Genomic DNA, 23,706 nt, shown 5'->3' with positions numbered 1-23,706 from the left:
CGGAACGACACTTAGGCGAGGCGCGATGGATATCCACAGGGATTTCTCGCACACCACAAGATGTAGCGGGAAACCTTCCGCCCGCACACCACTTGTTGACGTGAAAGGCGGGTAGGCGTTAATCTCTCGGACATGGTGGTGCCCCTTCGGTCACGGCGTTCAGTGGGCCGCCCCCGTCTCTAAAATTAACGTCGCGGAACCGAACCGAGCCCAGTGCGGGCCGGGTCGGAACCGCTGCCCCCGCCGCTGGCGGGATCGGGGACGCGTGCCCCGTTGGGAGAGGTGTGACTAATGCGGTTCGAGCGTCGCTACACCACGGCCGGGCAGTCGCCCTATGCGGCCATCGCGTTCCGCAAGACGCTGAGCGAGATCCGTAATCCGGATGGGTCGGTCGTGTTCCGCCTCGACGGCATCGACGTGCCGGAGAGCTGGAGCCAGGTCGCGAGCGACGTCCTCGCTCAGAAGTACTTCCGCAAGGCGGGCGTGCCGGCCCGGCTGAAGAAGGTCGAGGAGAACGACGTTCCCTCGTTCCTGTGGCGTTCCGTGCCGGATGAGGCGGCGTTGGCCGAGTTGCCGGAGGAGGAGCGCATCGGCTCCGAAATCTCCGCGACGCAGGTCTTCGACCGTCTGGCCGGCTGCTGGACCTATTGGGGCTGGAAAGGCGGCTACTTCTCTTCGGAGGAAGACGCCTCGGCCTTCATGGACGAGCTGCGCTTCATGCTCGCCCGCCAGATGGTGGCGCCGAACTCTCCGCAATGGTTCAACACCGGCCTTCACTGGGCCTACGGCATCGACGGGCCGGGCCAGGGCCACTTCTACTGCGACTACCGCACCGGCGAGTTGACCCGCTCGGCCAGCGCCTACGAGCACCCGCAGCCGCATGCCTGCTTCATCCAGTCCGTGCAGGACGACCTCGTGAACGAGGGCGGCATCATGGACCTGTGGGTCCGTGAAGCGCGCCTGTTCAAGTACGGCTCCGGCACCGGCTCGAACTTCTCCATGCTGCGCTCGGAGAACGAGAAGCTCGGCGGCGGCGGCAAGTCCTCCGGCCTGATGTCCTTCCTGAAGATCGGCGACCGCGCGGCGGGCGCCATCAAGTCGGGCGGCACCACCCGCCGCGCCGCCAAGATGGTGATCGTCGACATCGACCACCCGGATATCGAAGCCTTCATCGACTGGAAGGTGAAGGAAGAGCAGAAGGTCGCCGCCCTGGTGACGGGCTCGAAGGTCGTCTCGAAGCACCTCACCGCCGTCATGAAGGCCTGCACCCAGTGCGAGGCCGAGGGCGATGCCTGCTTCGACGCCGAGCGGAACCCCGCGCTGAAGCGCGAGATCAAGGCCGCCCGCAAGGCGATGGTGCCGGACGCCTACATCAAGCGCGTGGTGCAGTTCGCCAAGCAGGGCTTCACCAAGATCGAGTTCCCCGTCTACGACACCGATTGGGATTCGGAAGCCTACCTCACGGTCGCCGGCCAGAACTCGAACAACTCGGTCTCCCTGACCGACGGCTTCCTGCGCGCCGTCGATGAGGACAAGGATTGGAACCTCACCGCCCGCGTTACCGGCAAGGTCACGAAGACCCTGAAGGCCCGCGACCTGTGGGAGAAGATCGGCGAGGCCGCCTGGGCGTCGGCGGATCCGGGCCTGCACTTCAACACCACGATGAACGACTGGCACACCTGCCCGGCGGGCGGGCGGATCCGGGCCTCGAACCCGTGTTCCGAGTACATGTTCCTCGACGACACGGCCTGCAACCTCGCCTCCACGAACCTGCTGACCCTCTACGACCGTGAGTCGAAGCGGTTCGACGTCGAGGGCTACGAGCACGTCAACCGCCTCTGGACGGTGGTGCTCGAAATCTCGGTGCTGATGGCGCAGTTCCCGTCCCGCGAGATCGCGGAACTCTCCTACCGCTACCGGACGCTCGGCCTCGGCTACGCCAACATCGGCGGCCTGCTGATGACGATGGGCCTGTCCTACGACTCGCATGAGGGCCGCGCCCTGGCCGGTGCCCTCACCGCGATCATGACCGGCGTCGCCTATGCGACCTCGGCGGAGATGGCGGCCGAACTCGGCGCCTTCCCGGCCTACGACGAGAACGCCGACGCGATGCTGCGGGTGATCCGCAACCACCGCCGGGCGGCGCACGGCGAGGCCGACGGCTACGAGTTCCTGAACATCGCGCCGGTCCCGCTGGACCATGCCAACATCCCGCAGGGCGACCTGGGCGAGCGTGCCCGTGTGGCCTGGGACCGCGCGCTCGCGCTAGGAGAGGAGCACGGCTACCGCAACGCCCAGGCGACCGTGATCGCGCCCACCGGCACGATCGGCCTCGTGATGGATTGCGACACCACCGGCATCGAGCCCGACTTCGCCCTGGTGAAGTTCAAGAAGCTCGCGGGCGGCGGCTACTTCAAGATCATCAACCGCGCCGTGCCGGACGCCCTGCGGACGCTGGGCTACCGGGAGAGCGAGATCGCCGAGATCGAGGCCTACGCGGTCGGCCATGGCTCGATGGGTCAAGCGCCGGGCGTCAACCCCTCGACCCTGCGCGCCAAGGGGTTCACCGACGAGAAGATCGCCTCGGTGGAGAAGGGGCTGAAGTCAGCCTTCGACATCAAGTTCGTGTTCAACCGCTGGACGCTCGGCGACGACTTCCTGACCCAGACCCTCAAGGTCCCGGCCGAGAAGCTGGCCGACCCGACCTTCGAGCTGCTGCCCTTCCTGGGCTTCGGCAAAAAGGAGATCGAGGCCGCCAACACCCATGTCTGCGGGGCGATGACGCTGGAAGGCGCGCCGTTCCTGAAGACCGAGCATTACGCGGTCTTCGATTGCGCCAACCCCTGCGGGCGGATCGGCAAGCGGTATCTCTCGGTGGAGAGCCACATCCGCATGATGGCAGCGGCCCAGCCGTTCATCTCGGGGGCGATCTCCAAGACGATCAACATGCCGAACGACGCCACGGTCGAGGATTGCAAGGCGGCCTACCTGCTGTCCTGGCGCCTCGCCCTCAAGGCGAACGCTCTCTACCGCGACGGCTCGAAGCTCTCGCAGCCCCTCAACTCGGCGCTCATCGCGGACGAGGACGAGGATGCCGACGAGGCGATCGAGGCCCTGGTTCAGGCCCCGGCGGCGGCCAAGGCGGCGGCGGCGGCCGAGCGGATCGTGGAGCGGGTGATCGAACGGGTGGAGCGCATCCGCTCGCGGGAGAAGCTGCCCGGTCGGCGCAAGGGCTACACCCAGAAGGCGGTCGTGGGCGGCCACAAGGTCTACCTGCGCACCGGCGAGTACGACGACGGACGCCTCGGCGAGATCTTCATCGACATGCACAAGGAAGGCGCCGCCTTCCGCAGCCTGATGAACAACTTCGCCATCGCGATCTCGCTGGGCCTGCAGTACGGCGTGCCGCTGGAGGAGTTCGTGGAGGCCTTCACCTTCACGCGCTTCGAGCCGTCGGGCTTCGTGCAGGGCAACGACGCGATCAAGAACGCGACCTCGCTTCTGGACTACGTGTTCCGCGAGCTGGCGATCTCGTATCTCGGCCGCACGGACCTCGCCCACGTCAACCCGAACGAGATCGGCAACACGGTGCTCGGCGGCGGTGAGGCGGGCGACACCACCCGCGAGGGGCCGAAGTCGACCTCGGCGGCCTCCATCGTGTCGCGCGGCCTGCTGCGCGGCTCGGCGGACCGGCTGACCGTGATCCAGGGCGGCCCGGCGGGGGCGACCCTCGCCGTCTCTCCGGCGACATCCGTCGGCACGGTCCACGCCATGCGCGGCGCCACGGCCCTGAAGGCTGAGCCCGTCGAGATGGCGCAGATCGCCGAGACCCTGCCCTTCGCCGCGCCGACGCGCACGGTGGAGGATCGCCGGGCCGAGGCGAAGATGAAGGGCTATGTCGGCGAGGCCTGCCCGGAATGCGCGAACTTCACCCTCGTGCGCAACGGGACCTGCCTGAAGTGCGACACCTGCGGCGGCACCACGGGCTGCTCGTAAACCCTCCGGCACCGCGATAAAAAGAAACCCCGCCCGGCTGATGAGCCGGGCGGGGTTTCTCGTTTCAGTCCTGGCCGGCGGCGATCAGCGGCGCGTGGAAGCGAGCGTATCGGTGATGAGGCGGCGCATCCGGTCTTGAGCGCCTTGCGTGCTCATGTTGTGGTCGGTGTCGGACAGCACGACCATGTCGTGGCCGAGGCGCCGGGCCACCGTCGCGGGCGAGCGTCCGAGATGGACCGCCACCTCGCCGATGCCGGATTCCCCCGCGCTGAAGACGAGGACGAGCTTGGCGCCCCGCTTGCGGAAGGCGGCGATACGGCCCGCGACGCTGGTCGCGGAGGGGAAGGGCTGCATGATCTTCCCCGCGATCTGGCGCAGCCGGCCCATCGCGATCCCGGCGAGCCGCCCGGCGATGGCGCGGACCTTCACTTCACCGCGCAGGACGCGGCGCCACGCATCCTTTTGCTTAAGCAGAGAGGCATAGGCCGCCGGGCTGCGGAAGCTCGGCTTCAGGGCCGCCGCGAGGTCGTTCGCCGGATCCCAATCGAAGCAATACAGGTTCGAGATCACGGCCGCCCGCACGCGCGGGTCGGTGCAGATGAGGTGGAAGCCGAAGAAGGCGCCGCTGCAATTGCCGGTGACGACGACGCCGTTGCCCTCGTCCAGGCGGTCGATGCCGGCGCGGGCCTCCGGCAGGGCGTCGAGGGTGTAGAGGGGCGGTGCCTTGTCCGGCCTGTCCTCGGCATCGCCGACGCCGCGCATGTCCATGCGGAGCGACCGCACGCCTTCGGCGGCGAGGTGGCGGGCGAGTTCCGTGGTCTGGCGCCCGTAACCGGAGCGCGGGTTCACCCCGGAATTGAGGAACAGCACGGCCGGCGTGTCCGGGGCGGGGCTCTCGGGGGCACAGACGATGCCGACATTGTCGGCGAAGCGGATCACGGTCTCGCTCCAGCCCGAACCGGTGATCGGCGAGGCGGCCGGGGCGAGGCTCGGGCTGCCGAACGACGCGGGGGCGCCCTGCGCGACAAAACCCGCCACCGTGGCGAAGACATTCGTGGGGGTCTCGGAGATCAGGGCGTTCGAGAGGAACGGCGCGAGGCCGGGGAACGGCCCCGTCGTCACGGTGCTGCCCCCCGCGCGCAGGCGGGCGGCGAGCCCGGCCGGGTCCGGCCCGAGCCAGAGCACATCCGGCACGGGGGCCGGGGGGCGCTTGGCGAGGTCGACCGTGGCAAGGCTCGCGAGCAGCGAGGGCGCCGGGCGGAAGCCGCCGAAGACCGGCGCCGCCGGGTCCTGCGGGAAGGGGCGACCATCCGGCAATTGGTCGATGGTCTTGGTGCGGATCGTCATCTCGCGCAGATAGGCGCGGCCGGAGGCGAAGGGCGCGAGCAGCACCAGCCGGTCAATGCCGCCCTCTTCGGCAGCCAGCGCGGCGAGGGTGGCGCCGAGGCGGAGGCCGACGAGGACGATCTCCTCGGCGCCGCCCTGCTCCCGCATGAAGCGGACCGCCTTGCCGATGGCGGTGACCAAGGTCTCGACATCGGCGCTGGCGGGATCAGCGGAATCGCCCTCGCCCGGGTAATCGAAGCGCAAGGTCGGGTAGCCGGCGGCGGTGAGGTCGGAGGCGAGGCGCCGCCAGCCGCGCCCGGCCGAGATTTGCTCGTAGCCGAGGGTGCCGCAGAGCACGACGCCCCGTCCCGAGAAGCCGGCGCTGTACCAGCCGAGCATACCATCGAATGTGACGGGCATGGCCGGCGCCGGGGTGGAATGGGCGAAATCGGTGTCGGGTCGGGCGAGCGTCATCGCGTCAGATCCTCACCACAGCGTCGTCGTTGAGGGCGCGCACGGTGCCCAAAGGGTGGCCGGCGAGGCCGATGAATGGGATCCTGCGCCGCAGGCCCGGCATGAGGTGAAACCCGTTCTCGGCGGGTCGCCCGTGTCCTTCGAGGTCGATCTGCACGCCGAGCGCGGGGCGCGCGGTCGAGAGATGCAGGCTCCAGCCTTCCGGACCCTTGGTGCATTCGGCCGCAAGGCCCGTCGCCTCGGGCGCCACGTCCCGGCCGGCGGGAAAATGGAAGGCGTCGGCGATCAGGTCGCCCTGGCTGTCGAGCAGGATGGCGTGGGCGATGCGGTGCTGCGCCGGGCCGAAGCGATAGGCGCAGGTCGCGTCGAAAAATCGCCCGAGCATCTCGGCGGAGGTGAGGGTGATGGCCCCGCGCGGGGCCAGCGTCACGGCACGCTCGGCCTTCACCACCGCCTTACCGGCGGCATCGAGGAAGGCAATGCGGAGCACGGCCTCGACGGGAAGGGTCGTCTCGTTGAGGGCGTGGACATGCAGCCCGTTCAGACCCTCGTCGGAGAGCATCACCTGAACCGGCCGGAAGGCGCGCTTCAGGGCGTACCACGCCGATTTCGGCAGCCCGTCCTGCGCGATCACACCCCAGCCGGCGCCGGGGGCGAGGTCTCGCCAGGAGAGAACGAGCCCGCCCATCGTGCGGGATTGAGTGCGGCGCCATTCGGCGAAGGTCGCCTCCAGGCACTCGGCCACCGCCGCGCGGCCGAGGGCGAGGTAGCGCTCGGGATCGTCATGGCGCAGCCGCGCCGGGTCGGCGCCGTAGAGGGTGGCGACGTAATGGTCGCGCACCGTCTCGAAATCCCAGTACGCGCCCCGGTCGCGGGGGACGCCGGCCGCCCACCGCGGATCGTTCGGGTCGGTGAGGCCCGCGCGGCGCAGGCTCTCGGGCTCCGGCACGTTGGCGAAGGCGAGGCATTCGCTGGCGAAGCCCACTTCGGCCCGGCGGGCATCCTCGAACGGGCGCAGATAGGCGCCGACGCCGAAGTAATGCGCGACGCCCGCGCTCACCGAGAACGGCAGATCGCCGCCGGAGGGGGAGTTCGGCACCACGATCAGGTCGGGCCGCATGTCGGCGACGAGGCCGGGCAGGGTCTCGGCGGGGAAGCCGCCCGACCATGTCTCGCGGGGGAGCCCGAGCATCGAAGCCTGCTGCCAGACCTCGCTGCCGCCGCAGATCACGCAGAGCGAGGGGGAGGTCTGGGTGCGGTCGAGGAACGCCGCGGTCTCGGCCGCGAGACTGTCGCGGAAGGCGGGATCGCCGTGCGGGTAATCGAAATTGGCGAGCATCTGGTCCTGCCAGACCAGGATGCCGAGTTCGTCGCAGAGGTCGTGGAAGGCGTCCGCCTCGTAGAGGGTGATGCCGGGCACGCGCAGCATGTTCACCCCGGCCTCGCGGGCGAGGTCGAGGAGCGGGCGCAGGGTGTCCCGGTCGCCGGAAAGGCCCACGAGGTCGGCGGGCGTCCAGATGGCGCCCCGGCAGAAGACCCCCTCGCCGTTGATGGCGAGGCTCAAGCCGTCCTCGAACGGGCGCGTCATGGTGATCGCACGGAAACCTACGCGGCCGAGGTCGAAGCGGCGCCCGCCGATCTCGGCCTCAACCGGATGCAGGCGCGGCTCGCCATGGGTGTGCGGCCACCACGGCGCGACGCCCGGCAGGAGGAGTTCGCCGACGTAGAGGCCGGGCGACTCCTCTGTGAGGGCAGCTTCGCGGCCGTCGCAGCGGAGCACGGCCCTGCCCTCACCGCCGCGCAGAGTGAAGCGCGCCACGAGGTAGCCGGTGGTCTTGTCGAGGCTGGCGCGCAGCTCGGCCGTCGGCGTGCCGGTGGGCTCGCGGAGCACCGGCCGGAAGGGGCCGACATGGTCGATCACCGGGGACCAGCCGGGCATGAAACCCAGCAGGCTCGTGCGCGCGTTCCGCAGGGAGCCCGGCGTCGCGAGGCGAGGCCGCCAGCGGCCCCGCTTCTGCGGCTTGGCGAGGGAGGCGGCGAGCGAGCGGAAGCAGAGGGTGAGTTCGCTCCGCGCAGTCAGATCCGCTTCGACGGTGTAGGGGCGGAACATCGAGTCCGTCGCGAGGAGCAGCACGCCGTCGAGCCAGATCTCGGCGTTCGTCGCCAGACCATCGAAGCGCAAGCGCTCGCTGCCCGATCCGGAGATCGGCGCGCGGTACCAGATGTCCTTATCGTGGAGCGGTGCTGGCTCGGCCTCGAACCATTGGCCGGCCTCGCGCAGGGCCAGCGCGGCGGTGCCGGGCACGGGGGCCGGGATCCAGCCGTCCCGTCCATCGAGGTCGCCCGGCCCGGTGCAGGCGCCGGCTTCGGTGACGAGCAGCCGCCACGGGCCTTCGACGGCACGCGAGAGCGCCCCATCGATGGCATGGATCCGGGTCACGGCTCAGGCCAGGGTGTTGCGCAGGCCGGCGAAGACCTCGTCGTAGGTCTCGGCGGCCTTGTCGAGGCGCTGGGGCAGGCCGGCGGCGCTGCGTTTGGCGAAGGCGCGGGCCAGTTGGAACTGGAACGCCTTGGCCTCGCTCCCGAGGCGGGTGGCACTCTCGGCGGCGGCGGTGAAATCGCCCGCGCCGGAAGCCGTCAGCCACCCGAGGTGGCTGCCCAGCATCTCGAAGTTGGCGCCGAGCTGGCGCGTCGTGTTGAACGCGTATTTGTGGAACACCGAAAGCGGACGCACGACCAGCCCGTCGCCGGTCTCCGCGAGGGCGCCCGCGAAGGCCCTCACCGGGTTGCGCCGGGGGGCGCCCCGCAGGTTCGTCCGCAGCAGGTCGAGGGCGACGTGCGGCAGGCGCGCCGCCGGCACCGGATCGGCCACTTGCCTCACGAACTCGGCATAGGGCGGCAACGTCGTCTCGGCGAAGATGCCGTCGTAATCGGCACCGGAGAGCGTGAAGCGGCCGGCGTTGTGAAGGTAGTCGAGCCGGCGGCCCGCCTTGTCGATGGCGAGGATGCCGATCGTGGTCTTGGAGTGCTCGCGGCCGTAGGTCGTGCCCGCCGTGTCGGGCAGGAAGATCGCGTCCACCTCCACCATCACGACACTGCCGCGCGCGGCCTGGATGAGGGCGTGCCGCTCCAGGCCATCGTAGACCGCGAGCTCATCGAGGCGCAGGCCGTACAGCGCCTCGATCTCGGCCATGGACGGCTTGAAGAAGGTGAACTGGTCGCCCTCGAAATCCTGCTTCACCGTGAAGCCCAGCATCGCCTCCGGGGCGAGCCCGCGATGGTGCAGAAGCTCGATCCAGAGATCCACGTAGCAGTTGGTCTCGGGCCAGGCCCGGTCCTGCACGTGAAGCGGATGCGCCGCATGAGCGGGCGCCTCCGTCCGGTCTTCACGGATGGCAAGGCTGACGGACACGTCGCTCAGCCCCAGAGCGTCGCGCGGACATCCGCCGGCCAGCGGGCGAGGTCGAGCCCGTGGTGGCGCAGCAGCGCGAGGGTGATCCGCTCCAGCCCGAACCCGACGCAGGCCGTGTGCGCGACGCTGCCATCGGCCTGGGTGAGGCCCCAGGTCGTGCCGAAATGGTCCTGGTGATAGTTGAAGCTGAGGCAGGCGGTCGGCTTCTCGACGCTGTTGACCGGTACGTTCAGCTCGAACTTCAGGTTCTGGTTGCGCTGGTTGTTGGCGAGCATCTTGCCGGCGCGGCCGAAGAACGGATCGTTGGCGAGGTCCACCGCCAGCGGCAGGCCGAGGCCGGCCATCATCTTGGTGCCCCGGTCGAGCCATTGCTCGCGGAAGGCCAGCACCTCGTCCGGGCTGCCCATGCGCACGTATTCGCGCATGCGGAACAGCTGCATCCGGGTCGGCTCCAGCGAGGGCTCGTGCCGGAAGCAGTAGGATTGAAGGTCGAACAGCAGGCCGCCTTCCGGCAGCGGGCCACGGGCGGCGGCCGTCGGGTAGAGCGGGTAGCAGGCGGCCGGCGTCAGCACGATGTCGGTCGCGGCTTGCTTGTCGGTCCAGTCCTTGCCGGCCTCGACGCAGGCCAGCAGGCGGGCATGGTCCGCCTCGTTGCCGCAGAAGCTGTGCACGGTGCCGGCGAGGTGCGGGAAGCCCTTCAGGTAGCCGCTGCGCTCGAAGGTCGCCCGGCTCATGCCCGGCGGGAAGCGCATCACCTCGGCGCCGTCCTCCGCGCCGAGGCGGGAGACGAGACGGTCCAGGGCCTCGACGACGGATTCGAACGCGCCGCTGCGGCCGTAGAGGCCGTCCACACCGGTGCGAACGAGGAGGCCGGCATCGAACAGCCGGTCGAGGAAGGTCGGGGATTCCACGGTGGTGGAATCCTGCGGCACCTCGGTGGAGGTGTCGATGTCGAGGGCGGGCAGGCTGTCCATCAGGCGCTCAGGAGCTGGCCGCCGCCCTTCTGCACGAGCAGGAGGTTGGCGGTGTTGGAGAGGATGCGGTCGTTGGCGATCATCAGCGGCGCGGACATCACGTCGCGCAGCGGGCGGCCGAGGCTGAACGGCGTGTCGTTGCGGTAGCCGGAGATCCCGACGATCCCGAGCGAGCGCTGCACGATGTCGACGGCCATGGAGGAGGCGGTCGTCTTGACGTTGTTGAGGCTCACCGCGAACCCGATGGAGCTGAGCTCGTCCGGTTCGTGCTGGGCGCCCTCGTATTTACGCAGGCCGGAGAGGACGGTGGCCTTCATCGATTGCAGGGCGCTGGCGGCCTCGGCGAGGCGCATGGCGCTGGGGGGCACCGTGCCGGGGCGGCGGCGGGCCTCGCCCTGGACGAAGCTGCGCGCCCGGTCCACCGCGTAGCTCGCGATGCCGAACCACACCGCGCTCCAGAGGAGGTGGGAGGAGGCGAGCATCGACTGCGCCGCGATCTCGGCGAAGGGCTTCGGCATGATCTGGACAGTGGGCACGCCCTTGGCTTCCAGGCGGAAGCCCTCGCTGCAAGTGCCGCGCATCCCGAGCGTGTCCCAGGTCGAGGTCCGGTTCAGGCTCATCTGGTCGCGCATCAGGGCGACGAGGACCTGATCGGAGGTCGGGGCCTCCGGGTTGCGCCGGGCGGTGACGAGGACGACGTCGGCCTGCGCCCCGTAGGAGATGACGCTGGCGTCCTTGCCGAGGTTGAACAGGTCGCCCTCGGCCTCGACGGCGCACAGGCTGTTGCGCAAGTCACCGCCGATGCCGGCCTCGGTGGTCGAGGAGGCGATGAGCAGTTGCTCGTTGGCCACCTTGGCCATCAGGCCGCAATGCCAATCGCTGGTGAGCCCGTGGGTGACGAGGCTCGCGAGCTTGATGTGGTGCATGGCGAACACCATCGCCGAGGCGCTGCACGCCTGGCCCAGGGTGCAGCACACCTCCGCGATCTGCGCGAGGCCGGCGCCTTCGCCGCCATACTGGCTCGGCACCTGAAGCCCGAGCAGGCGCTCGGCCTTCAGCGCGGCCACGGCCTCGGCGGGGAAGCGGCCCTCGCGGTCGACCGCATCGGCGTGCAGCGCGGCGACCTCTGCGACGCGCTTCGCCCGGCGAGTGAGGTCGTTCACGCGGCGGCTCCCATGGAGAGCTTGCCGACCGTCTCGCGGATGATGCGGATGGTCGAGAAGGAACGGCGGTTCAGAAGCGTGTCCGGGAACTCGACCTCGAAGCGTTCCTCCAGGGCCAGCATCAGCTGAACAGAACCGAAGGAGTCGAGACCTTTCTCGAACAGGTCTTCGTCTTCGCCCAAGCTGTCTACGATCCCGGACATGGCTTCGTTCTGCCGAAGGATGTCCCGGACGACTTCATCGGAAACCATTGCGCTGTCCTCTATTGGAGGTTGTACTCATACGCCGCGCTGGCGCCTTGTCAAAGCTAACGGTGATCTATCGTAAATTTGAGCTTGTTAACGCAAATGCGTTAAGCTTTGATTCCGAAATAGACTGCTCTTCCGGACACACATTCGCAGACGATCACGAATGAATCGTTCCGGAATGCCGCTGAGATGAGAGATTCTCATCCTTAGGGTTGTGGAATTTCCATACCCCGGGGGGCATCCACAGCCATCCACACCAGTCCACAGGCCAAGCCGCTGGCAGGGCGTCAGATTCTGGAATGGCCAAGGATCGGGTTGAGTTTGTTCCTGTTATGTTCCTATCTCGAAACATGACCGGACCCGATGACGATGGCACAGGCGCCGACGAGCCCCCCGAAGCCGGCGAGTCCAACGGACCGCTTGGCCCGGCTGCGCGCGGAGCTTTCCGCCGAGACCTCCCGCGCCGTCGCCGTGATGCCCCTCGGGCATCCGGTGATCGACGCTCATCTCCCCTCCGGTGGGCTGTCCCTAGGGCCGCCTCACGAGATCGTACCCGCCGAACCCATCGACGCCATCGCCGCCCTGGCCTTCGCCCTGGCCCTCTGTGCCCGCCGCCTCGCGGAGGCGCAGGGAGAGGCGATGATCGCGTCTTCGGGGCACCCTCTCCCCTATGGGCACGGGCTCGCCTCGCTCGGCCTCAATCCGGGGCGCCTGCTGCTGCTGGAAGCGGGGGGCGACGGGGAAGTGTTCCGCGCCCTGGAGGCGGCGCTCCACGCGAATTGCCTGTCCGCGCTGATCGGGCTCGTGGGCGAGGGGATGCCGCTCAAGGCCGGGCGGCGCCTGCAACTCGCCGCCGAGACGGGCGAGCCGCCCCTCCTCCTCGTCCTGCGTCAGGCGGGGCCGGGCCTGCCCAACGGGGCGGCCACCCGCTGGCGCGTCGCCGCCGCCCCGGCCGGGTCCGACCGCTTCGGCGGCCTTCACGCTCCGCGCTGGCGGGTGCGCCTCGAACGGTGCCGCAACGGACGCGGCGGATCCTGGCTGGTGGAGTGGGACAGTGCCGCGAATCGTTTGCATCTGCCTGAGCGACTGGCCGATGACGCGGCTGCAGCGGGCCGGGCTCGCCCCTGAGGAAGGCCCGCACGCGGTCGCCGCCATCGGGTCCGGGGGCCTGCGCCTCGTCGCCCTCGACGAGCAGGCCCGCGCCCTCGGGTTGGCGGTCGGGGAGTTGCTGGGCCGGGTCCGCGCGCGGATCGGCGTGCCCCTGCGCGTCCACCCGGCCGAACCGGAGGCGGAGCGGGATGCCCTGCACCGCCTCTGCCGCTGGGCGATGCGCTACGCCCCCATCGTCGCGCCCTTCGGCCCGGCCGAGGGGTGCCACGGGCTCGCCATCGACATCGCGGGCGCGTCCCATCTCCATGGCGGTGAGGCAGCGCTTCTCGACGATCTCGCCGGGCGCCTTGCCCGGTCGCGGATCCCGGCGCGGATCGCGCTGGCCGACACGATGGGCGCCGCCTTCGCCCTGGCACGGAGCGGCCGGACCTCGCCGGCCCTGGTTCCGCCGGGCGAGCACGGGGCGCACCTCGCCCCCCTCCCCGTCGAGGCCCTTCGCCTCGATCCCGAAGTCGCCGCCGGGTTGCGGCGGCTCGGCCTGCGCCGGATCGCGGACGTGGAGGCCCTGCCCCGCTCCGGCCTCGCCCGGCGCTTCGGGCTGGCGCCGTTGCTGCGGCTCGACCAGGCCTATGGCCGCCGGGCCGAGCCCCTGGCACCCCTGGACGAAGCCCGCTCCTTCTCGGCCGCGCGCGGTTTCCTCGATCCCATCGGGCGGCAATCGGACGTGATCGCCGCCGCGCGCGCCCTCATGGAGGAGATCGCCCCCCGGCTCGAACGAGCCGGGCTCGGCGCCTGCGCCCTGCGGCTCTCTCTGCACCGGGTCGATGGGGCGGTTCGGACCCTGGAGATCGGCCTGTCGCGGCCAGAGCGCAGCCCGGAGCGCATCGCCGGCCTGATCGCGCTGCGGCTCGAACGGCTCGGCGCGGGCCTCGATGCCGGGTTCGGGTTCGAGACGGCGGACCTCGCCGTCACCTCCGCCGAGCCGATGGCCGAGAAACAGGCCAGCCTCGGCGGATCGGGTGCAGGGGAGCGTGTGGCCAACCTCGCCGACACCATCGCACAGCGCATCGGCCGGCGGCTTCAGCGCCTCGCGCCGCGCGAGAGCCACGTCCCCGAACGGGCCGAAGGCATCGTCTCGTGGGTCGCCCCGCCCCTGCCCTATCCGGCCATCCTCCCGGCGCGGCCCCTCGTGCTCTTCGCCCGCAGCGAAGCCGCACAGGACGTCTTCGCCACGGCGCCGGACGGGCCGCCCCACCGCTTCCGCTGGCGGGCGCGGGAATACCGGGTCGCCCGCGCCGAGGGGCCCGAGCGCATCGCCCCCGAATGGTGGCGCGAGCAGGCCGAGCCGCGCGACTATTACCGCATCGAGTGCGAGGCCGGTCGCCGCTTGTGGCTCTACCGAGATGGGCCGCACGGGCAGGAACGCCCGGCCGCGTGGTTCGTCCATGGGATGTTTCCGTGAGCGGCTATGTCGAACTCGGTGCCACCACCAATTTCTCGTTCCTGCGCGGCGCCTCGCACCCGCAGGAATACGTGGTCCAGGCGGCAGCTTACGGGCTCGCGGGGATCGGCATCGCCGACCGCAACACCGTCGCCGGTCTGGTGCGGGCGCATTCGGCCGCCCTGCAGATGACGCAGGACGGTACGCCGATCCGCTTCCTGCCGGGGGTACGCCTCGTGACGGAGGACGGGTTCGAGGCCCTGACCTACCCAATGGACCGGGAGGCTTGGGGGCGCCTCTGCCGCCTGCTCACCGCCGGCAACCGCCGCGTCCGCAAGGGCGAGTGCCGCTTCTCCTTCACCGAGATGCTGGAGGCCGCCGAGGGCCAGGTGTTCATCGCCCTGCCGACGGGGCGCCGGCCGGAACCGCACGCCGGGTTCCTCGCCCGCCTCGAAGCCCTGGCCGCCGCCGCGAGGGGCCGGGTCTGGCTCGGCGCCAGCCATCGTCGCCGGGGGGACGAGCGCCTGCGCCTGCGGCTCCTCGACGAGATCGGCCGCCGGACGGGCACGCCGATGGTGGCCGTGGCCGACGCCCTCTACCACCACCCGGACAGGCGCCCGTTGCAGGACGTGCTCACCTGCATCCGCGAGGGCTGCACCCTCGATGCGGCCGGCTATCGCCTGGAAGCCAATGCCGAGCGGCATCTGAAGCCCGAAGCCGAGATGGCACGGCTGTTCCGCGACCATCCCGAGGCCCTGACGCGCACCGCCGAGATCGCCGCCCATTGCGATTTCGAATTGTCGCAACTCCACTACGAATATCCGGATGAGCCCGTGCCCCCCGGCCGGGAGGCCCAGGAGTATCTGGCGGAGAAGACGTGGCACCGCGCCCGCTACTGGCGCTATCCGGACGGCATCCCCGAGACGGTCGAAAAGACCCTGGCGACGGAACTCGCCTTCATCGCCAAGCAAAAATTCGCCCATTACTTCCTAACGATCAGCCAGATCGTGGATTTCGCCCGCGACAAGGGCATCCTGTGCCAGGGGCGCGGCTCGGCGGCCAATTCCGCCGTGTGCTTCTGCCTCGGCATCACCGCCGTCGATCCGTCGAAGCACTGGCTACTTTTCGCACGCTTCATCTCAGAGAACAGGGGCGAGCCGCCGGACATCGACGTCGATTTCGAGCACGAGCGGCGGGAGGAGGTGATCCAGCACCTCTACGAGCGCTACGGCCGCGAGCGGGCGGCCCTATGCTCGACGGTGATCCATTACCGCCCGCGCATGGCGATCCGCGAGGTCGCCAAGGTGCTCGGCCTGTCGGAAGACGTGGCCGCCTCCGTCGCGGATACGGTCTGGGGATCGTGGGGCAAGGACCTGCCCGACGCCCATGTCATGCAGGCCGGGCTGGACCCCGCCAACCCGGCCCTGCGGCAGGCCCTGAACCTCGCCCTGCAACTGATCGGCTTCCCTCGGCACCTGTCGCAGCATGTCGGTGGGTTCGTCCTTACGCGCGGGCGTCTGGACGAGACCGTGCCCGTGGGCAACGCCGCGATGCCCGACCGGACCTTCATCGAGTGGGACAAGGACGACATCGACGTCCTCGGCCTGATGAAGGTCGACGTGCTGGCTTTGGGGATGCTCACCTGCCTCAAGCGCGGGCTCGACTTCCTGAAGCGCGACCACGGCATCGACTACCCGACGCTCGCCGACCTGCCCTCGGAGGATCCGGCCACCTACGCGATGCTGTCGAAGGCCGATTCCGTCGGTGTGTTCCAGGTCGAGAGCCGGGCGCAGATGTCGATGTTGCCACGGCTGAAACCGAAGGAGTTCTACGACCTCGTAGTGCAGGTCGCCATCGTCCGCCCCGGCCCCATCCAGGGGGACATGGTCCACCCCTACCTGAAGCGCCGTTGCGGGCAGGAGCCGGTGGTGTACCCGGCCCCACACCCGGATCACGGGCCGGCGAACGAATTGGAGGAGGTGCTGAAGAAGACCTACGGCGTTCCGCTCTTCCAGGAGCACGCCATGCAGATCGCCATCACGGCGGCGGGCTTCTCCCCGGCCGAGGCCGATGGCCTGCGCCGGGCCATGGCGACGTTCCGCCATGTCGGCTCCATCGGCGGGTTCGCGGAGAAGTTCGTGGGCGGGATGACCCGGCGCGGCTACCCGCAGGCCTTCGCGGAACGCTGCTTCGCGCAGATCCGCGGCTTCTCCACCTACGGCTTCCCCGAGAGCCACGCGGCGAGCTTCGCGCTCCTCGTCTACGCGTCGGCCTGGATGAAATGCGCACACCCGGATGTGTTCCTGGCATCGATCCTCAACGCGCAGCCAATGGGCTTCTACCAGCCGGCCCAGCTCGTCCGCGACGCCCGCGCCCACGGCGTCGAGGTGCGCCATGTCTGCGTGAATGCCAGCGAGTGGGATTGCACCCTCGAACCCTCCGAGACGCCGCGCCTGCACGCCGTCCGCCTCGGGCTGCGTTTGGTGAGCGGCCTGCCGGAGGGCGCGATGCGCCGCCTCGTGCGGCTGCGGGCCAACGGCTATGCCAGCATCGAAGGGTTGCAAGCTTCCCTCGCCCTGCCGCGCAACGTGCTGGAACGGCTGGCGGAGGCGGATGCGTTCCGGGCGCTCGGCCTCTCGCGACGGGATGCGCTCTGGGCGGTGCGGGCCCTGGAAGGGCTGTCGCGCCGTGCCTCGGCGGCCCATGCGGAGAATGGGCGCCGGGCCGAATTGCTGGACGCGCCGCTGCCGCTCTTCGCGTGGCACGCCGATGACGGCCTGTTCCGGCACGAGCCGGCGGCGGACCTGCCGGCGATGGCCCCCTCGGAGACCGTCGCCGACGACTACGCTACGACCAGCCTGTCCCTGCGCGGCCATCCGGTGGCGTTCTTCCGGGAGCGTCTGGGGCGGATCGGCGCCATGACCGCCCGCGCCCATCTCGACCCCGCCCTGCCCCAGGGAACGCGGGCGATGGTGGCGGGAATCGTGCTGGTGCGTCAGCGGCCGGGCACGGCCAAGGGCGTAGTCTTCCTGACCATCGAGGACGAGACCGGCATCGCCAACATCATCGTGTGGAAGAAGGTGTTCGAGGCGAACCGTCGGATCGCCATGCAAGGGCGGTTCCTGGCGGTTCGGGGTCGGGTCCAGCGGGCCGGAGAGGTGGTCCACCTCGTCGCCGAGGGGTTTCGCGACCTCACTGAGTCCCTGCGGGACCTGCGGGAAGCCGGGCTGGCTCTACCGGCGGAGACCACCGATTTCGGGGCGCCGACACACAGGCAACCCTATCGCAGCCGCGACTTCCATTGACATCAACGCTGGGCCGACTCGTCCAAGCGGATCGTCGGGAGCATTGCGAGGGCCTTCGCGGTGATCCGCTCGAGATGCTCGCCCTTGAGACCTTTCTCGGCCCCCAGCTTCTTGATGCGCTCGCGGTGCTGCGCGAGGGTGAGCCCATAATACGTCTGTTCGGTAGTCTGCTCGGCCATATATCACTCCTGTGGCGGGAGGGGTGATTTGGCAAAAGAACCCCATCGTTTCAAGGGCCTGGCGGCTGCCGCGAGCCACCGACAGCCCCTGTTTAATGCGCCAGATCGAAGGGACCAACACCTCATGCCGCGCCTGCCCATCCTCCTCGCCGCCTGCCTCGCCCTGGCGCCTCTCGCGGCCCATGCCGACGAGTGCGACGACCTCACCCGACAGATCGCGGGCGCGATCGGCGGCAAGGTCGGCAAGCGCTCCGGCCCGAGCATCGACATCCGCCTGCCGGGGCCGAACCGGTTCGACGTGACCTGCCGGGCCGAGCCCATCGTTCAGGCGATCTCGGCCGAGCCGCAGCCCTCGGCCACGTTCTTCCGCGAACTCTCGACGGCGTCCGAAATCCTGACCGGGGAATCGGCCTCGACGGTGGAGCCGATCATCGCGAAGGCCTACCGCACCGCCGTCTCGGACGGGCGCAAATCCTTCATCCAGCAGAACGGCTGGTCCGCGAGCTGCTACGCCGACCCGACGAGCAGCACCATGCGGACCCTCTGCTCGGTCGGCCGCATCCCGCCGGGCTGATCAGCGCGCGGGCGGGATCGCCCCCGTCACGATGGGCTCGACCAGGGCGGCGTCCCGCGCGGGCGACGCTTTCTGTCGGTCGAGCTTGTCCGCCGAGATCAGGGCGGCCGCGATCAGCGCCGCGACCGCGAGTGTCGCCTTGATCGCTTCCCAGCTCCGCGCGAACATGGTCGAACCTCGACGGCGCCCCGGTTGATCGCACCCGGGCCGTCCATCGGCACCGGGCGTCGTTACCGTGATCCTCGGGTCCGCACCTTCTCAAAACCTTACGACGAAACGATTTCACCGCATTGCACAAGCGACGTGGCCGGGAAGCCTCAGCCCAGTTCCGCCTCGGCCGCCAGCGCTTCGAAGACCATGGCGTGCCGTCCGGCCAGGGCCTCGACATCGGTCGAGTAGCCGCCGCCGATCACCCCCACGATGGGGATACCCCTCACCCGGGCCGCCCGGACCACGAAGCAGTCGCGTTCCCGCAATCCCTCGTTCGACAGGTTCAGTCGGCCGAGTCTGTCGTCCCGGTGCGGGTCCACCCCGGCATTGTAGAAGACGATGTCCGGTTGAAACGCATCAAGCAGCGGCGGCAGGCGTGCGTCCAGCACAGCGAGATACGCGGCATCGTCCAGCCCATCGGGCAGGCCGATATCCAGATCGCCCGGGATCTTCTGCGACGGGTAGTTCCGCTCGCAATGGATCGACAGGGTGAAAAGGTCGGGCTCGCGGCTCAGGCAATCGGCGGTGCCGTCGCCCTGGTGGACGTCGAGATCGACCACCATCGCCCGGCCGATCAGGCCCTCCTCCCGCAGGGTGAGCGCCGCCACGGCCACGTCGTTCAGGACGCAGAAGCCCGCCCCCTGCGCCCGCCGGGCATGGTGACTTCCACCGGCCGCGCTCCCCGCGAACCCATGCTGGAGCGCCAGCCGGCCCGCCAGCACCGTGCCGCCGACACTTGCCCGCGAGCGGCGGACCAGCGCCTCGCTCACCGGCAGACCGATCTCCCGCTCGATGGCTTTCGGCACGTCGCAGGCGAGGATGGACGCGACATAGGCCGGGTCGTGCGCCCGTTCGAGCATGGCCGCACTCGCCGGTTCGGGCTCGACGAACCCATCGGGCACGAGCCCGCGCGCCTTCAGCGCCTCCGCGAGGAGCCCATATTTGCGCATGGGAAACCGGTGGCCTTCCGGAAGCGGGGCTTCGTAGGCCCGATGGAAGCAGATGGGGGGTCGCATGCCTCTCGCAACGTGCCGTAGGGGGACGCCGGAGGGAGCTGCACCGCGTCACACAACTGATATGCTGCGGCTGTTAGCCGGACGCCACGGGCGCAGGTGCGCTCCCACGACGCGCCCGGCTCGGCGCCCGACGGCTTTCCCGCATGATCAGCGCGCTGGACGGCGTCTTTCTTGCGCTAACGGCCTGCCTCGCGATGGCTCTGGTGAACCTCGTGAGCCTCGCCCTGGCCGGCTTCCGCCTCAGGCGTCACATGCCCCGCTCGACCTTCCCCGACGGTGCGGCGGTGTCCCTGATCCGCCCGGTCTGCGGGCTGGAGCGGTTCAGCGAAGAGACGCTGGAGAGCGGCTTCCGCCTCGCCTACCGCGACTACGAACTGATTTTCTGCGTCGCCGACGCAGGCGATCCCGTCCTGCCCCTGGTGCGGCGGCTGATGGCCCGGCATCCGCGGATCCGCTCGCGGATCATCGTCGGCGAGGAGCGGGTTAGCGACAATCCCAAGCTCAACAATTGCGTGCGCGGCTGGGACGCGGCCGAGCACGATTGGATCGTGCTGGCCGATTCCAACGTGATGATGCCGCCCGACTACCTTCAGACCCTTCAGGCCGCGTGGCGGCCGAACACCGGCCTCGTCTGCGCGACCCCCATCGGCGCCCGGCCGGACGGGTTCTGGGCCCTGGTGGAATGCGCCTTCCTGAACACCCTTCAGGCGCGCTGGCAATATGCCGGCGAAGCGGTGGGCCTCGGCTTCGCCCAAGGCAAGAGCATGCTCTGGCACCGCCCCTTCCTCGATGGTGTCGGCGGCATACGCGCCCTCGCCGCCGAGATCGCGGAGGACGCCGCCGCCACGAAGATCGTGCGGGCGGCCGGACGGCGGGTGAACCTTGTCGCGGCGCCGTTCTCGCAGCCCCTGGGCCAGCGGAGCTTCGCCGAGATCTGGTCCCGCCAGATCCGCTGGGCGCGTTTGCGCCGGGTGACGTTCCCGCTGTTCTTCGCCCCGGAGATCGCCAGCGGGATGCTCGTCCCCTGCCTGCTGGCCGCGCTCTACGCCCATTCGGCGGAGGCTTCCCTCGGCCTCGGCGCACTGGTCGCCCTGATTTATGCCGGCGAATACGCCCTTGCCATCCGGGCCGGGTGGTTGCGCTCGCCCGCCCTGATTGCGGCTTTCATCGCCCGCGACCTGCTCATTCCCTTCGTCTGGACACGCGCCTGGATGCGCAGCTGCGTCGTCTGGCGCGGCAATGCGATGGCCATCGAGACGAAGCCCGGGCGGATCCGGACCGCCTGAGGCGCGCGGCCTACGGGAAGTTCAGATTAGAGCGCACCGCCTCGGAGATGCGGTTGAGCCAATCCTCGGCTTCGCGGGCGCGGTCTTCGGCCGCCTGAAGCTTGTCTTCGAGGGTCTTCACCACATTGGTCGCCCGGTGCTGCACGTCCTGCAGCATCCGCTCGGCCGCCAGGGCGCGGGCATTGGCGGCGGCGATCTCGTCCTGCATGTTCGCAAAGATCTTCTGGGCCTGCATCTCCTGCTGATGCCGGCTCGCCTCGATCTCCTGGATGTACTCCGCCGCATCCTGGATGCGTTCGCAGACGGCCGCCCATTCCTCCTGGCCGAACCGCTTGATCGGCTTTGGCAGGTCGGAGCCCGATTTGGCGATCTCGCCGCCGCGCTCGATCGGGCTGAGCGCCTTCAATTCCTTACGCATGGTCGGCGTCATCATGAGCGGCGCGGTATCCAGCGTCCTGTCCCGCGTCTCGACCACCCGGTTGCCCTCAGCCATCGCTCCGCCCCGTTCCAGATCGCAACGCCGCTCACGGTGAGGCCGGGCGCCGAGACGGCCGGTCCCCTCAGCATGATTCCGACAGGGCCACCGCGCGGCTCAGAGACCGTAGGGTGCCCGAACGGATACCTTCACGGCGCCCCCCGGCGCCGGACCCGCCACGACCTGCGCGCGGATGAACCTCAGTGCGACTCGCCCTCACCGGGGTGGAGCGGGCGGCGGAAGCTGGTGATGATCGTGTCGTGCAGGCGCGACAGCCACGTCTCTGCATCGTTGGCGCGGACCTCGGCGGCGCGGGCGCGCTCCTCGGACTTGATCAGCCGGCGCTCCAGCGCGGCGACCTGAAGTTCGAGGGCCTTTACCTGCTCGGCCGCGCGGCCGGAAACCTGATGGAGCTGCTGCTCCAACTCGGAGGCGCGCTCCTCGGAGAAGCGGATCGCCTCGCTCGCTTCCTTGATGAGGTCGATGGCCGACTTGAAGTCGCGGACGGGGCCGCCCTCGCTCGGCTGCGGCTGCGACGGGAAGAACGAGACGTTGCCCGGCAGCGGTACCGGCTCGAAGTTCTGCACGGCTTCGGCCGCGGCGGCGGCAGCAGCGGCATGAGCCTTGAGCGCGGCATAGGCCGCCGCATCGGCGTCGTCCTCGATGGGCATGCGAACCTGTTCCATCATGGTGACTTCACTCACGCATTCATGTCGTTATTGGGCTTCGTGTCACGTCCCTCGCGCTCCGGCGGCGCGAACGGGGTGACATTGCTCTCCTCGGCGCGCTCGGTCCGCGCCTCGGGCATCGAGAGCCCGAGCAGCGTGGCCGGATCGACCCCATGGAGGTTGCGGACGGCGCGCTTCAAACCCTCATGCTGCTTCTGCAGCGAGGCGCGGGTCTCGCGGGCGATGTCGAGGGCGCCCTGCGCGAGGGCCCGCTCGGAGCGCTCGTTCTGCAACTCCTCGACGAGACGCCGGTTGGCGGCCTGCAATTCAGCCTTCTCGGCCTCGTGCCGACGGCCCAGCTGTTCCATCCGGTCGGCCAGGGCGGCGACGCGGGTCTGCGACTGATCCATGGCGGCTTCCTTGGCCGCCAGCGCCTTGGTGAGCATGTCGGCGCGGCTATCCGCCTCCGCCCGCAGGCGCTGGATCTCGGAGACGCGCTCCGTCTGCCGCTGAAGCTCGGCCTGCAAGCCTTCAAGGCGCCGGTCGAGGGTCGTCCGCTCGATCTGAAGCTCCTTGAGCGTCCGGTCGGCGGTGCGGGCGTTCTCCTCCCGCTCGCGCAACTGGCTGCGCACCTGGGCGAGGAGCTGTTCCAGCGTCGCGGCCCGGCCGAGGGACGCGTCCAGCTTCATGGCGAGGTTCGCGCGGTCGGCGCGGATCGCCGCCATCTCGGTCTCGAACTGGCCCTCGGCCCGCTCGCGCGTGGCGATCTCGGTGCTCAGCTGCGTTTCAAGATCGCGGGCGCGCTGGCGCAGCACCTCGATCTGCTGGGTCAGCTCGACCACCCGCGCCTCGGCCTCGGACAGGCGCACCGCCTGCTCGCCGGCCAGGGCCTGAAGGCGCCTTGCGTCCTGCTCGCTCAGGGACAGGCGCTCGCCCAGGTCGTTCAACTCGCGCTCGGCGCGGGTCATCGCCTGGTCGGCGGCCTGCGCCTCGATGCGCAGCGACTTGTTCTCGCCGGTCAGCGCGCGGACCTGCTCGGTCTCCGCGAAAAGCTGGCGCTCCATGTTCTCGACCGCGACCGTCCGGTCGCGGACGCGCACCCGCAACTCCTCGTTCTCAGCGTCGCGCTCGCGCAACTGCGTTTCGAGGCGCTGCAACTCCGTCGAGACCGCCGCGAGTTCGTTGGACGAGGACGCGGCCCGGCCGTTCACCTCGTTCAGTTCGCGGTGCAGGTTGCGCATATGCTCCTGCTCGCGGGCGAGCAGGACTTCGAGTTCGGCGATCTTGATCTTCGCCTGCGGAAGCTCGTCCGCGACGCCGGCCAGGGGCTCGAGGATCTGCGCGAAATCCGCCTGAAGGGTCTTCAGGTCGTCCAGCCGCTCCATCATCTGGCTGATGCGCACGCGCACCATCTCGTTGCGCTGGCCGATGGCGTCGAACGCGCTGTAGGGATGCGCCGCCGGCGCCTCCTGCTGCTGGCGCGGCTGCTCGCGCGGCGCCTGCCGCATCTCTTCATACTCGTCGGGGTCGCGCTCGCGCGGCGGCGGCGGGGTGGGCTGCTGCTGACGCGGCTGCTGCTGCTGCGGCTGGCGCTGCTGCGGCGGATGCTGCTGGCGCTTCGGCTCCGGCCTCAGGGACTCAAGTTCCAGTTCCGGCAGCCACGCGGAGTCCGAGTTCCGCGACGAATCCGACGATCCCGATCCCTGCCCCAGCAGGCGTTTGATCGGCATCCATGCCATTGCCCGATCTCCTCCGCGCTCAGCCACAACCCGGCCACCCCTCGTATCGCGCGGTTGAGAGACCCTATTGATTTACAGGCATCAAGACCAGAGCGGCACCGCCCGCCGTG

General features: G+C 69.7%; 18 protein-coding genes. 6 read left to right on the top strand and 12 right to left on the bottom strand.

Annotated elements, in window-relative coordinates; translation table 11 throughout:
- The first annotated feature begins 291 nt into the window (after positions 1–291).
- The gene (locus MKK52_RS16660; protein WP_243955678.1) at positions 292–3,996 is read left to right on the top strand and encodes a vitamin B12-dependent ribonucleotide reductase; all 3,705 of its coding nucleotides are present in this window, start codon (positions 292–294) and stop codon (positions 3,994–3,996) included.
- An 84-nt stretch (positions 3,997–4,080) separates the two neighbouring features.
- Here MKK52_RS16660 and MKK52_RS16655 read toward each other — a convergent pair whose 3' ends face one another.
- Genes MKK52_RS16655 through MKK52_RS16630 form a run of 6 tightly spaced genes read right to left on the bottom strand, consistent with a single transcriptional unit; the run spans position 4,081 to position 11,596 of the window.
- Positions 4,081–5,796 (bottom strand): alpha/beta fold hydrolase, encoded by a 1,716-nt coding sequence (locus MKK52_RS16655; RefSeq protein ID WP_243955676.1) that lies wholly within the window; start codon positions 5,794–5,796, stop codon positions 4,081–4,083.
- Positions 5,797–5,800: 4 nt separating this feature from the next.
- Positions 5,801–8,236, bottom strand: a complete 2,436-nt coding sequence (locus MKK52_RS16650) for a glycosyl hydrolase 2 galactose-binding domain-containing protein (protein WP_243955673.1) — start codon at positions 8,234–8,236, stop codon at positions 5,801–5,803.
- Positions 8,237–8,239: 3 nt separating this feature from the next.
- Entirely contained in the window at positions 8,240–9,208 is a 969-nt protein-coding gene (locus MKK52_RS16645) for a DUF1839 family protein (protein WP_243955671.1), read from the bottom strand.
- Between the two features lie 5 nt (positions 9,209–9,213).
- Positions 9,214–10,182 carry an amino acid--[acyl-carrier-protein] ligase gene (locus MKK52_RS16640; protein ID WP_243955669.1) on the bottom strand — a complete coding sequence of 323 codons (969 nt, stop codon included), beginning with the start codon at positions 10,180–10,182 and terminating at the stop codon, positions 9,214–9,216.
- Complete coding sequence (locus tag MKK52_RS16635; RefSeq protein WP_243955667.1) at positions 10,182–11,345, bottom strand: acyl-CoA dehydrogenase family protein; 1,164 nt, start codon at positions 11,343–11,345, stop codon at positions 10,182–10,184. The genes MKK52_RS16640 and MKK52_RS16635 overlap by 1 nt, the downstream gene beginning before the upstream one ends.
- A complete protein-coding gene (locus MKK52_RS16630) occupies positions 11,342–11,596 on the bottom strand; it encodes an acyl carrier protein (protein WP_243955665.1) in 255 nt (84 codons plus the stop codon). The genes MKK52_RS16635 and MKK52_RS16630 overlap by 4 nt, the downstream gene beginning before the upstream one ends.
- A 360-nt stretch (positions 11,597–11,956) precedes the next feature.
- Here MKK52_RS16630 and MKK52_RS16625 point away from each other — a divergent pair, with 360 nt between their 5' ends.
- Genes MKK52_RS16625 through MKK52_RS16615 form a run of 3 tightly spaced genes read left to right on the top strand, consistent with a single transcriptional unit; the run spans position 11,957 to position 17,449 of the window.
- The gene (locus MKK52_RS16625; RefSeq protein WP_243955663.1) at positions 11,957–12,721 is read left to right on the top strand and encodes an ImuA family protein; all 765 of its coding nucleotides are present in this window, start codon (positions 11,957–11,959) and stop codon (positions 12,719–12,721) included.
- The gene (locus tag MKK52_RS16620) at positions 12,687–14,165 is read left to right on the top strand and encodes a DNA polymerase Y family protein (RefSeq protein WP_243955662.1); all 1,479 of its coding nucleotides are present in this window, start codon (positions 12,687–12,689) and stop codon (positions 14,163–14,165) included. The genes MKK52_RS16625 and MKK52_RS16620 overlap by 35 nt, the downstream gene beginning before the upstream one ends.
- A complete protein-coding gene (locus MKK52_RS16615; protein ID WP_243955660.1) occupies positions 14,162–17,449 on the top strand; it encodes an error-prone DNA polymerase in 3,288 nt (1,095 codons plus the stop codon). The genes MKK52_RS16620 and MKK52_RS16615 overlap by 4 nt, the downstream gene beginning before the upstream one ends.
- 2 nt (positions 17,450–17,451) lie before the next feature.
- Here MKK52_RS16615 and MKK52_RS16610 read toward each other — a convergent pair whose 3' ends face one another.
- The gene (locus MKK52_RS16610) at positions 17,452–17,628 is read right to left on the bottom strand and encodes a hypothetical protein (RefSeq protein WP_243955658.1); all 177 of its coding nucleotides are present in this window, start codon (positions 17,626–17,628) and stop codon (positions 17,452–17,454) included.
- A 124-nt stretch (positions 17,629–17,752) separates the two neighbouring features.
- Between MKK52_RS16610 and MKK52_RS16605 the strand changes: the two genes are divergently transcribed.
- Positions 17,753–18,202, top strand: a complete 450-nt coding sequence (locus MKK52_RS16605) for a hypothetical protein (RefSeq protein WP_243955657.1) — start codon at positions 17,753–17,755, stop codon at positions 18,200–18,202.
- On the opposite strand, the gene MKK52_RS16600 is transcribed toward MKK52_RS16605, so the two are convergent.
- A complete protein-coding gene (locus MKK52_RS16600) occupies positions 18,203–18,370 on the bottom strand; it encodes a hypothetical protein (protein WP_243955655.1) in 168 nt (55 codons plus the stop codon).
- Between the two features lie 149 nt (positions 18,371–18,519).
- Positions 18,520–19,428, bottom strand: coding sequence for a histone deacetylase (locus MKK52_RS16595; RefSeq protein ID WP_243955654.1), 909 nt, complete (start codon positions 19,426–19,428; stop codon positions 18,520–18,522).
- A gap of 143 nt (positions 19,429–19,571) precedes the next feature.
- Here MKK52_RS16595 and MKK52_RS16590 point away from each other — a divergent pair, with 143 nt between their 5' ends.
- Positions 19,572–20,714, top strand: a complete 1,143-nt coding sequence (locus tag MKK52_RS16590; protein ID WP_243955653.1) for a ceramide glucosyltransferase — start codon at positions 19,572–19,574, stop codon at positions 20,712–20,714.
- Positions 20,715–20,724: 10 nt separating this feature from the next.
- Here MKK52_RS16590 and MKK52_RS16585 read toward each other — a convergent pair whose 3' ends face one another.
- From MKK52_RS16585 to MKK52_RS16575, 3 genes are all read right to left on the bottom strand, one after another.
- Positions 20,725–21,207 carry a hypothetical protein gene (locus MKK52_RS16585; protein WP_243955652.1) on the bottom strand — a complete coding sequence of 161 codons (483 nt, stop codon included), beginning with the start codon at positions 21,205–21,207 and terminating at the stop codon, positions 20,725–20,727.
- Positions 21,208–21,389: 182 nt separating this feature from the next.
- Positions 21,390–21,893: a hypothetical protein gene (locus tag MKK52_RS16580; RefSeq protein WP_243955651.1), complete on the bottom strand. Its 504-nt coding sequence runs from the start codon at positions 21,891–21,893 to the stop codon at positions 21,390–21,392.
- A complete protein-coding gene (locus tag MKK52_RS16575; protein WP_243955650.1) occupies positions 21,890–23,596 on the bottom strand; it encodes a chromosome partitioning protein ParA in 1,707 nt (568 codons plus the stop codon). Before MKK52_RS16575 ends, MKK52_RS16580 begins: the two co-directional genes overlap by 4 nt.
- Positions 23,597–23,706: the final 110 nt, after the last annotated feature.

It is taken from the genome of Methylobacterium sp. J-067, assembly GCF_022829465.1.
Taxonomy (GTDB): Bacteria; Pseudomonadota; Alphaproteobacteria; order Rhizobiales; family Beijerinckiaceae; genus Methylobacterium; species Methylobacterium litchii.
The sequence above is the reverse complement of the archived record's forward strand: the minus strand, read 5'-3'. Positions and strand labels throughout refer to the sequence as shown.